11 protein-coding genes are annotated in these 10,538 nt (G+C 74.0%); 9 read left to right on the forward strand and 2 right to left on the reverse strand.

Annotated elements, in window-relative coordinates; genetic code table 11:
* The first annotated feature begins 92 nt into the window (after positions 1 to 92).
* From C3489_RS26595 to C3489_RS26635, 9 genes are all read left to right on the forward strand, one after another.
* Complete coding sequence (locus tag C3489_RS26595; protein ID WP_103784607.1) at positions 93 to 527, forward strand: ATP-binding protein; 435 nt, start codon at positions 93 to 95, stop codon at positions 525 to 527.
* 80 nt (positions 528 to 607) lie between these two features.
* Positions 608 to 1,009, forward strand: coding sequence for an STAS domain-containing protein (locus C3489_RS26600; RefSeq protein ID WP_103784608.1), 402 nt, complete (start codon positions 608 to 610; stop codon positions 1,007 to 1,009).
* Positions 1,010 to 1,319: 310 nt separating this feature from the next.
* Positions 1,320 to 2,219: an STAS domain-containing protein gene (locus C3489_RS26605; protein ID WP_103784609.1), complete on the forward strand. Its 900-nt coding sequence runs from the start codon at positions 1,320 to 1,322 to the stop codon at positions 2,217 to 2,219.
* A complete protein-coding gene (locus tag C3489_RS26610; RefSeq protein ID WP_103784610.1) occupies positions 2,216 to 2,620 on the forward strand; it encodes an STAS domain-containing protein in 405 nt (134 codons plus the stop codon). The genes C3489_RS26605 and C3489_RS26610 overlap by 4 nt, the downstream gene beginning before the upstream one ends.
* The gene (locus C3489_RS26615; protein ID WP_103784611.1) at positions 2,620 to 3,060 is read left to right on the forward strand and encodes an anti-sigma regulatory factor; all 441 of its coding nucleotides are present in this window, start codon (positions 2,620 to 2,622) and stop codon (positions 3,058 to 3,060) included. The genes C3489_RS26610 and C3489_RS26615 overlap by 1 nt, the downstream gene beginning before the upstream one ends.
* Positions 3,060 to 4,139 carry an ATP-binding SpoIIE family protein phosphatase gene (locus C3489_RS26620; RefSeq protein WP_103784612.1) on the forward strand — a complete coding sequence of 360 codons (1,080 nt, stop codon included), beginning with the start codon at positions 3,060 to 3,062 and terminating at the stop codon, positions 4,137 to 4,139. The genes C3489_RS26615 and C3489_RS26620 overlap by 1 nt, the downstream gene beginning before the upstream one ends.
* Positions 4,136 to 5,857, forward strand: coding sequence for a PP2C family protein-serine/threonine phosphatase (locus C3489_RS26625; RefSeq protein WP_103784613.1), 1,722 nt, complete (start codon positions 4,136 to 4,138; stop codon positions 5,855 to 5,857). Before C3489_RS26620 ends, C3489_RS26625 begins: the two co-directional genes overlap by 4 nt.
* Before the next feature lie 193 nt (positions 5,858 to 6,050).
* Positions 6,051 to 7,424 carry an NAD(P)/FAD-dependent oxidoreductase gene (locus tag C3489_RS26630; protein WP_103784614.1) on the forward strand — a complete coding sequence of 458 codons (1,374 nt, stop codon included), beginning with the start codon at positions 6,051 to 6,053 and terminating at the stop codon, positions 7,422 to 7,424.
* A 79-nt stretch (positions 7,425 to 7,503) separates the two neighbouring features.
* Positions 7,504 to 9,756 carry an FUSC family protein gene (locus C3489_RS26635; RefSeq protein ID WP_103784615.1) on the forward strand — a complete coding sequence of 751 codons (2,253 nt, stop codon included), beginning with the start codon at positions 7,504 to 7,506 and terminating at the stop codon, positions 9,754 to 9,756.
* 135 nt (positions 9,757 to 9,891) lie between these two features.
* On the opposite strand, the gene C3489_RS26640 is transcribed toward C3489_RS26635, so the two are convergent.
* On the reverse strand, positions 9,892 to 10,323 hold the full coding sequence (locus C3489_RS26640; protein ID WP_103784616.1) for a hypothetical protein: 432 nt from the start codon (positions 10,321 to 10,323) through the stop codon (positions 9,892 to 9,894).
* A 28-nt stretch (positions 10,324 to 10,351) separates the two neighbouring features.
* On the reverse strand, positions 10,352 to 10,538 hold a 187-nt coding region (locus C3489_RS26645; protein WP_146075352.1), incomplete at its 5' end, for a DUF1206 domain-containing protein.

A 10,538-nucleotide genomic window follows, 5' to 3' on the forward strand; every position in this document is an offset into this window, starting at 1 on the left:
CTTCGCGGCCCCAGGGAACCCTCCCCATGGCACTGCACAGCCGATCCGTACGAAGGGACAGCTCCTCGCCGATGGCGGGTAGTGAATGGGACATGGCAACCGAGCCGCGTTGGGACAATCCGCTGACCTCCCGAGAGATGCCGAACCGCACGACGCGCTTCGCGGGTGAGCCGCAGGACGTGACGGGGGCCCGGCTGGCCGCGGAGGCCTATCTCCGTGCCCTGGCCCGCGTCCAGCCGCCCTCCGCCCAGGAGTGCTGGCACGACATCGTGCTCATCGTCACGGAGCTGGCCGCCAACGCGGTGCAGTACGCTCCCGGGCCTTTCGAACTGCGTCTGCGACGGACGTTCGACGGCGTGCACGTCACGCTGCACGACTCCAGTCCGACACCCCCGACGCCGCGCCCCTTCCACCCCAGCAGCGGGGGCGGCGGCATCGGCTGGTACCTGGTGCAGACGCTGTGCACCCAGGTCAGTGTCGTGCCCGAGGGCGAGGGCAAGGACGTGCACGTTTTCCTGCCCTGGTGAACCCGGGGATGCATGGGCTGCCCGTTCGGGGGTATCCGCCGGTGGGCCACGAAACGAGTCCGCTGCTGTTGGAGGTTGCCGTGCCCCTTGCCCAGAACCCGCTGTCCGTCGAGGTCACCCTGCCGCGCGACGATGTCGCCCTGGTCGTGGTCGAGGGGCATCTGGACCTCGACACGGCGACGGAGTTCCAGGCCCATCTGGCCAATCAGCTCCACCACGGCCGCCGGCACTTCCTGCTGGACCTGTCGGCCGTGCCGTTCATGGACTCCTCCGGCATGAACATCATCCTGCGGGTCTACCAGGAGGCGCGCGATCTTCCCGGGACGGTCCACGTCATCTCCCCCACCCCCGCCGTCCGGCGCGTCCTGGACCTGACGGGTGTGAGCATCACGGTGCCGATCTCGGAGTCGGTCGAGGAGGCGCTGGCGCTGATAGACCGGGGGCCGGCGGACGCCGGGGAGGCCGAGACGCCCGGCACCTGACGCGGCGCGGACCCGGACGCACGCGGCCGGCTCCGCACGTGATCGTTCTCACCCCGGGACGGGTTCCCCGTCACCGGGGTCGCCGGGGTTGTGCGCCCCGGGGCGGACCGGCCCCACCGCGTCCCCGGCGTACGCCGGTTGCCGCACCGGTCTGTCAACCCCTGCACCCCCCGCTGGGGTTCAAAGCCGGCGACCCGGTGTCGTGCGCCGTCCGGCCATGGTTACAGTGGGCGCCCGGCAGAGATCACATCGCCTCTCGTCGCCTCCCGCAGGCCACAGCGATGCACCACGCAACTGAGGAGTGACACACGTGCCGGAGCACGAAGCGGTAGCCGACCACGGCTCGCCCGCACGGGACGTCGCGGCGTTCCTGCGCCGCCGCCGTGAGCAGATCGCCCAGCGGTGGGCAGACGAGCCGTTGTTCCGCACCGTGTTCACCGTCTCGCGCGACGAGGCGGTGGAGGCGGGCAAGGCGGTGGTGGACGCGCTGGCCGAGGTGGCCGGCTCCGAACGGGTCGCGGCGCTCGACTCCCCGGGCTTCGCCACCGTACGGGAGCAGCTGGGCCGGATGGGCGCCGCCCGGGCCCGCGCCGGGCTCACCCCGGGGCGGGTCTCGGGCGAGGTGGACGCGCTGCGCCCGCCCGCCGTGGAACTGCTGCTGACCGACCTCGCGGACGCACCGGCCGACCGGGTGCGGGAGTGCTCCAACGCGCTGACCGTGCTGCTCGGCACGCTGCGCCTGGTCGTCATGGAGACGGCCGTGCTGGAGGGTCAGGCGCTGATCGACCGGCAGCGGCTGCAGCTGCTGGAGGTGGCGACGCCGGTCATCCGGCTGTGGGACGGCGTGGTCGCCGTGCCCCTGATCGGCACGCTGGACAGCGCCCGCAGCCAGGTCGTGATGGAGACGCTGCTGGAGGCGGTCGTCGAGCAGAAGGCGCGCTTCGCCATCCTGGACATCACGGGCGTGCCGACGGTGGACTCGCTGGTGGCGCAGCACCTGATGAAGACGGTGCAGGCGGCCGCCCTGATGGGCGCCGAGTGCGTCGTCTCCGGCATCCGCCCGGCCATCGCGCAGACCATCGTCCACCTCGGCCTGGATCTCGGCTCGGTGAAGACGCGGGCCTCCCTCGCCGACGCGCTGGCCTACGCCCTGCACGAACTGGGCGTCGGCATCACCGGCCCCAAGCCCGGCGGTGCAGGTCCACGGTGACCGAGAGCTTCTCGCATCCGACGGGCGCCGGGCACGTGCCGGTGCTCCGGCTCGGAGACGTCCTCCTGGTCACCCTCCAGGGGGATCTGTACGACAGTGCCGCGCAGCAGCTGCTGCAGGACATCACGGAAGCGATCTCGCAGAGCAGGGTGGCCGGGGTCGTCATCGACCTGTCCGGTGTGGAGATCGTCGACTCCTTCCTGGGGCGGGTGCTGGCCGAGATCGCGGCGAACGCGCGGCTGCTGGCCGCGCAGACGGTGGTCGCGGGGATGCGGCCGGCCGTCGCCATCACGCTGGTGGAGCTCGGGCTGACGCTGCCCGGGCTGCGGACCGCGCTGACCACCCAGGCCGCTCTGGACCTGCTGACCGGGCCGGACGGCCCCCGGCCGGGGAGCCGTTGATGGAGACGGCTGCGGGCGTCGAGGCCCGTCTGCCGATCCGGTCGGACATGGACCTGGTGTGGGTGCGCCAGCACATCCGTCAGGCCGCGGCGCACCTCGGCTTCGGTCTGGTGGAGCAGACCAAGCTGGTCACCGCCGCGAGCGAGCTGGCCCGCAACACCCTGGTGCACGGCGGGGGCGGCGAGGTGCACACCGCCCCGGTGGCCAGCGGGCCGACGCGGGGACTGCGGCTGACCTTCACCGACCAGGGCCCGGGCATCCCCGACCTGGAGCGGGCGCTCAGCGACGGCTACACCTCCGGGGGCGGCCTCGGGATGGGGCTGGGCGGGGCCCGCCGGCTGGTGCACGAGTTCGCCATCGACTCCACCCCGGGCGCCGGCACCACGGTCACCGTGACGTCGTGGGCGGCCCGGCCGCCGCTGCCCCGGGAGGAGGGCTGATGGCGCGGGTGTGGGACGTACCGGTACAGGACTCGACGCGGGTGCGGGACGCCCGGGTGGCCGCGGAGAGCGCGGCGGCGCTCGCGGGTCTGGACGAGCCGCGGACGGCCGCCACCGCGCTGGTGGCGACCGAGCTGGCCACGAACCTGCTCAAGCACGCCGGCGGCGGTCTGCTCCTCGTCGAGGTGGTGGCGCCGCCGGCCCGGCCGGGCTGGGCCGAGGAGGCGGGCGTCGTCCAGATCGCCGCCGTCGACCACGGCCCGGGCATCGCGGACGTGGCGGAGGCGCTGCGCGACGGGTTCTCCACCACGCACTCGCTCGGCGCGGGCCTCGGCACCTGCCGGCGCATCGCCGACGACTTCGGCCTGCACAGCGTGCCCGGCCGCGGCACCGTCGCACTGGCCCGCGTCGGACCGGCCCAGGCCGCGAGCGGCTCCGAGCCGGGTCCCACGGCGCGGGCCGGCGGGGCGGTCGTGCCGTTCGGCGGTGCCGACTTCTCCGGCGACGCCTGGGCGTGGGCCCGGTCCGGTGACCGGCTCACCCTGATGCTGGCCGACGGGCTCGGCCACGGCCCGGAGGCGTCCCGGGCGTCCGCCGCCGCCGTGCGCGAGCTGCACCGCTCGGCCCACCTGCCGCCGCCCGAACTGCTGCGCCGGCTGCACACCGAGCTGGCCGGCACCCGGGGCGCGGCCGTGGCGCTGGCCCAGCTGGAGACGGACGCGGGCCGGCTTCGGTTCGCGGGCGTCGGCAACATCGGGGCGCGGCTGCGCGAGGGCGACAGCTGGCGTGCGCTGCTGTCGCGGCCCGGCATCGTGGGCGTGCACCGGCCGGCCACGCTGACGGAGACCCTGCTGCCCTGGTCGGCGGACCGGCTGCTCGTCCTGCACAGCGACGGTCTGCCCAGCCGGTGGACCCCGCCGTCCGACCCGGGCCTGCTGTCGGCCGACCCGGCGCTCGTCGCCGCCGTGACGATCCGCGACGCGAGCAGCAGCGCCCGCCCGGTGCGTGACGACACCGCCGTGGCCGTGCTGTCGCCGAACCCGGCTCGGCCGGCACCGTACCCGCCGGAGCGCCCATGATCCGCACCTGGCAGATCAGCACCGTCACCGACGCCGCCCGGGCCCGGATCGGCACCGCCCGGCTGGCCGCCGCGCACGGCGTTCCCGCGCTGGACCGCACCCGGCTGGCGGCGGCGCTCAGCGCACGGCTGCGGCAGTGCCTGACCAAGGGCGGCATCTGGCGGCTCACCCTGGAGACGGACACGGCCGAACGGCTGCTGCACGCGGTCGTCGAGCCCGTGCCGGGCGCGGACGCCGCCGGGGAAGGGCCGTGGCGGACGACGGTGCCCTGCCCGGAGCCGGCCGGCCCCGCCGCCGTGGGCGAGCCGGCGGACGACGCCGAACTGCTCGCCGAGGCGCTGCTGGGCGCCGACGAGGACACCGCGCTGGTGCTCGGCAAGCTGACCGAGCAGGAGAATCTGGTCGCCTTCCACCGGGAGGAGCTGCACCAGACCAACCAGGGCGTGCTGGCCCTGCACGCGGAGCTGGACGCCGCCGGACGGGCCCAGCGGGAGGCGTTCGCCGCGGAGCGGGCGGCCCGGCAGGAGGCGGAGCGGGCCCGGCGGCGGCTGACCTTCCTGGCCGACGCCAGCGCGGAGCTGACGGCCTCGCTGAACCACGAGGAGATCGTGCGCCGGCTGCCGCAGCTGCTGGTCCCGGAGTACGCGCGCGGCGTCGACGTCTGGCTGTTCGACTCGGACGGCGAGCGGGGCGAGGGGTCGCCTCCGGTGCCGCATCCGGCCGCCGCGGTGGTCGCGGCCCGCACCGGTCGGCCGCAGTACGCCGCCGATCACCCGGGCGGACTGCCCGGCGTGGACGACCAGCCGCCGTCGGCGCTGGATCCGCTGCGGCCGCTGCTGTGCGTGCCGTTGTCGGCGCGGCGGGCGCCGCTGGGCGTGGTGACGCTGTCGCCGCCCGGCGAGCGCTGGGACCCGGACGACGCCGTGATGCTGATCGAGCTGTTCCGGCGGGCCAGCACGGCGATCGACAACGCCCGGCGGTTCGAGCACAACCGGGACATCGCCGAGACCCTGCAGCGGGCCCTGCTCACCGACCTGCCGACGGCGCCGGGGCTGCGGCTGGCCGCGCGCTATCTGCCGGCCACGTACGGCCTGAACATCGGCGGCGACTGGTACGACGCCTTCGTGCAGCCCGACGGCAGCCTGATCACCGTGGTCGGGGACGTGACCGGGCACGGGCTGCACGCGGCGGTGATGATGAGCCAGCTGCGCACCGCGCTGCGCGCCTACGCCGTGGACGACAGCAGCCCCGGCCGGCTGCTGACCCGGCTGCACGGATTCCTGCACCATCAGCAGCCCGACCTGTACGCGACCGCCGTCATCGCCCGCGTCCACCCGGACGAGGCGACCTTGACCTGGGCGGCCGCCGGCCATCCGCCGCCGGTGCTGCGCGGCCCGGACGGGCGGGTGCGCACACTGGACGACAAGCCCGGCGCGATGCTCGGCATCCCGCTGCGGCAGACGATCGCCGACCACACGGTGGAGCTGGCGCCCGGCTCGACGCTGGCGCTGTACACCGACGGTCTGGTGGAGCGGCGCGCGCAAGGCATAGACCCGGGCATCGACCGCCTGGCCGACGCGCTCGGCGGCTTCACCGGCGCCGAACTGGAGCGGGACCTCAACGGCGCGGCGGACCGCATCCTGCCGCCGCTGCTGAGCGACTCCGAGCGCGACGACGACGTGTGCCTGCTGCTGTGCCACCTGGCGGAGACGTCCTGACCTGCGGTCAATCCCGCACAAGAGGGCGCCGGCGACGGCTTCGGAGGGCAGACTGGGGCTTCGTACGTTCGTCTGCCTGCCGCACCCGACTGGCGTGCCGGCCGCGAACACGGTGGGATCGATGAGGTGCGAAGCAGCGCTTGGGCGGGCACACGCACAGGCGTCGATCCAACCGCCCGGAGCCGCAGAAGGGATGACCAACGTGACACGACCCAGGATCCTGGTGGTGGGCGCGGGCTTCGCGGGAGTGGAGTGCGTACGGCGCCTGGAGCGCATGCTCTCCCCCGGCGAAGCCGATCTCACCCTGGTGACACCGTTCTCCTACCAGCTCTATCTGCCGCTGCTCCCCCAGGTCGCCTCGGGTGTGCTGACACCGCAGTCGATCGCGCTGTCGCTGCGCCGCAGCCGCAAGTACCGCACCCGGATCATCCCGGGCGGCGCCATCGGCGTGGACCTGAAGTCCAAGGTGTGCGTGATCCGCACCATCACCGACGAGATCGTCAACGAGCGCTACGACTACATCGTGCTGACCCCGGGCAGTGTCACCCGCACCTTCGACATCCCCGGTCTGACGGACCACGCGTTCGGCATGAAGACGCTCGCCGAGGCGGCCTACATCCGCGACCACGTGATCTCCCAGCTCGACCTCGCCGACGCCAGCCACGACCCGGCCGAGCGGGCCGCCCGGCTGCAGTTCGTGGTCGTCGGCGGCGGCTACGCCGGCACCGAGACCGCCGCCTGCCTGCAGCTGCTGACCTGCAACGCGGTCAAGCGCTATCCGCGTCTGGACCCGAAGCTGATCCGCTGGCACCTCATCGACATCGCGCCGAAGCTGATGCCGGAGCTGGGCGACAAGCTCGGCCGCAGCGCGCAGGAGGTGCTGCGCAAGCGGGGCATCGAGATCTCCCTCGGCGTCTCCATCGACAAGGCGGGCCCGACCGAGGTCACCTTCACCGACGGCCGGGTGGTGCCCACGCACACCCTGATCTGGACGGCCGGTGTGGTGGCGAGCCCGCTGATCGCCACGCTCGGCGCGGAGACCGTGCGCGGGCGCCTGGCGGTGAACCCCGAGATGAACCTGCCCGGTCACGACGGGGTGTTCGCCCTCGGTGACGCGGCCGCCGTGCCGGACCTCGCCAAGGGCGGCGACGCGGTCTGCCCGCCGACCGCGCAGCACGCGATGCGGCAGGGCAAGGTCGTCGCCGACAACGTCATCGCCACCCTGCGCGGGCAGGCGATGCGGCCGTACGAGCACAAGGACCTCGGGCTGGTCGTCGACCTGGGCGGCAAGGACGCGGTGTCCAAGCCGCTCGGCATCGAACTGCGCGGTCTGCCCGCGCAGGTGGTGGCGCGCGGCTACCACTGGTCGGCGCTGCGCACGGGTGTCGCCAAGACCCGGGTGCTGACCAACTGGACGCTGAACGCGCTCGCGGGCGACGACTTCGTGCGCACTGGTTTCCAGGCACGCCGTCCCGCGAAGCTGAAGGACTTCGAGTACACCGACACGTATCTGACGCCGGAACAGGTGCGGGAGCGCGTGGAAGGGGCGCAGCCGTCCGGGCAGTGAGGCGGTGCACGGCGTTCTCGCACGTCATGGCATGCTGAGGGCCGGGACCACGACCTTCTGAGCGGAGTGACACGGCGGCGTGAGGGCAGCTGGGCGATCGGGCCGGACACGACTGAGGGACGCTCTGGCGGCGTCCGACCCGGGGCTGCTGCGGCTGGTCGCCGGAGCACGCACGGCGGGTGCGATCGCCCTGACCCTCGCCGTGCTCGGTGTCCTCGGTGCCCCGGTGAAGTACCTGGTGGCCGGGGCCATCGCCGCGATGGTCGCCACGTTCGCCATCCGGGAGAAGCAGCGGGCGCAGCAGGCGGTGACGCTGGCGCTGGGGCTGCCCATGGCGCTGGTGTCGCTGTCGCTGGGTTCGGTGCTCACCTCGCGCCGGGTGGTCGGCGACCTCTTCTTCGTCCTGCTCATCTTCTGCGCGGTGTACGCGAGACGGTTCGGCGACCGGGGTACCGCGCTCGGGCTGATCGCCTTCCAGGTGTACTTCCTGTCGCTGTTCGTCGGCGCCACCTCCTCGACCCTGCCCGCGCTGTGCGGGGTGGTCGCCGTCGCGTTCGCGTGCAGCGCGCTGCTGCGGTTCGCGGTGGTGCCGGCGACGGCCACGGGCATCCTGGAGCGGCTGAGGCAGGCGTTCCGGGCGCGGCTGGCGCAGCTGCTGGCCGCGCAGGTGGAATTGCTGGACGCCGGGCCTGATGACGTCGACAAGGCGCTCGACGAGGTGCGCGAGGGCACCGCGCGGCTGCACGAGACGGCGATGATGATCCAGGGGCGCCTGGAGGAGGGCACCTCGGACGAGTCGGTGGCCCGGCTGGTGCAGCGGCGCATCGCGGACGCGGAGATCGCCGCCGAGCGGCTCGGGCTGCTGCTGCTCACCGCGCGCAGCGCCGAGCGCGCCGACACGCTCACCCTGCACCTGCCGGGCGCGTCGCTGCCGAGCGCGGGGCATCTGCCGGTGCGCGACGAGGCGACCGGGGCGTTGCGCCGCGATCTGCAGGCGCTGCGGATGCTGGTGCTGCAGCCGGTCGCGGCGGCCCGGGGCACGGGGCTCGCGCAGGTGCGCAACCGGCTGCTGGGCTACCGCGACGAGGAGAACCTGCCGCCCGCGCCGGCCGCCGTCCAGGACGTCTTCCGCGGTATCGGTGAGACGGCCCGCGCCGTGCTGGGCCTGCGGGTCGCCCTGGACGGGCCGCAGGACGAGTCCGACGACTCCCCGGCGACCACGCGTTCGCGCGAGGAGCTGGACGCCGAGGACGCCGCGATCGGCGGCGCGGAGGAGGGCGAGCGGGAAGAGGAGGAGCAGCTGACCGGGCTGCGCCGGCCCACCACCCGGGCGGCCGTGCAGGTGGCGGTCGGCTCGGCGCTGGCCATCGTGGGCGGGGAGTTCCTGTCCGCGCAGCGCTGGTACTGGGCGGTGCTCACCTGCTGGATCGTCTTCATCAACACCTCCTCCACCGGGGAGATCCTGGTGAAGGGCTACCGCCGGCTGGTGGGCACCGTGCTCGGCGTGGTGGCGGGCATCGTGCTGGCGGGGCTGGTCGGGCACCACACCTGGACGGCGTTCGCGCTGGTGCTGCTGTTCGTGTTCGCGATGTTCTACACCGCGCCGCTGTCGTACACGCTGATGTCGTTCTTCGTGACGGCCGCGCTGGGACTGCTGTACACGCTGTTGCACACCTACAGCGCGTCGGTGCTGGTGCTGCGGGTGGAGGAGACCGCGCTTGGGGCGGCGTGCGGGGTGATCGCGGCGGCGCTGGTGCTGCCGGTGCACACCGGCCGGCGTACGGACGACCTGCTCGGCACGGTGCTGGAGCGGCTGGCGGACGTCACCGAGCGGGCCGTGGACCAGCTCAGCGGCGGGACGGCGGTGGATCTGCTGGATCTGGCGCGCGACCTGGACCAGGCGCTGGCGGATCTGAGCGCGGCGACGCAGCCGCTGACCCATCCCATCTCGCCGCTGCGCTCGCGGCGCACCACCGCGCGCTATGTCGTGGCGCTGCTGGAGACGTGCGCGTACCACGCGCGGTCGCTGGCGGCGATGGCGGAGCTGCTGCCCACGCATCCGGCGATCGCGGCCGACCCGCGGCTGCGCGGGGCCGGGCAGCGCATCCTCGACAACATCCGGACCATCGCGGCGCACGTCGCCGACGGCCACACCACCGGCCGGGTCGCGACCGGTGCGAGCCTCGCGGCCCTTCTCCAGCCCGGCGACCCCGGCACCCCGCGCTACGGCCGCATCACCGACCGCGTCCTGCGCCACCTGCAGCGCCTCGACGAGGCGGTGGTGGGCCTGGCCCGCCCGCTGGGCGTACCGAGGGCCGAACCGACGAAGTGAACGGGGCGCCGGGTCGGCTCCGGGTGCCCTGGCCGACGGGGCGGATGGCCCACCCCAAGGGCGCGCAGAGATGCGCGACCGGCCGGCGACCGGCGCGTTTCCCCCGGCGGCGCGCATATACCGGCCTGCGCGGGGTCAGAAGTCGCTGGGCAGGCCGCTCGCCTCGGCGATGCCGCGGAGTTCCTCGTCGGTGCGGCGGCGTTCGTGGAGGTAGCCGGCGATACGGTCGAGGCTCGCGGGGTCGGCTGCGGTGGCCGGGTCGGTCACGACGCGGACGGGGCCGGAGCCCTCCACGTCGATCTCGACGACCTGGTTGTCCAGGCGGCCGGTCACCGCGGTGGCGATGACGAGGGCCGCCTCGTCGCGGATCGCCTGTGGCAGGCCGTCCGCGCGGTCGCAGTCGACCACGAGTTCCATACCCCCGAACCGCTTCTCCTCGATGGCCCGCAGCACCGGTTCCACCACACTGAGCAGCAGCTGGAAGTCCTCGCTGTCCATGCGGAACCGCAGCAGGTCGAGGTAGACGTCCACGGGGCGTTCGTCCGGCGGGAGGTCTGAGTCGTCCATGTCCCCCGTGTTCCCCGGGCCGCGCGGCTCAGACGCGCCGCCAGCGGGCGAGGGCGAAGGAGAACCCGCCGAACAGGACGAGCCCGGCCGCGACCAGGGTCAGCAGCCAGGGCCCGAGCGGTGTGCCCGCGAAGGAGCGCAGGGTGTCGTCCAGGCCCTTGGCCCGCCCCGGGTCGGTGGCGACGGCGGCCCGTACGGCGAAGACGCCGACGGCG

This window comes from Streptomyces sp. Ru71 (assembly GCF_002920535.1).
GTDB lineage: Bacteria > Actinomycetota > Actinomycetes > Streptomycetales > Streptomycetaceae > Streptomyces.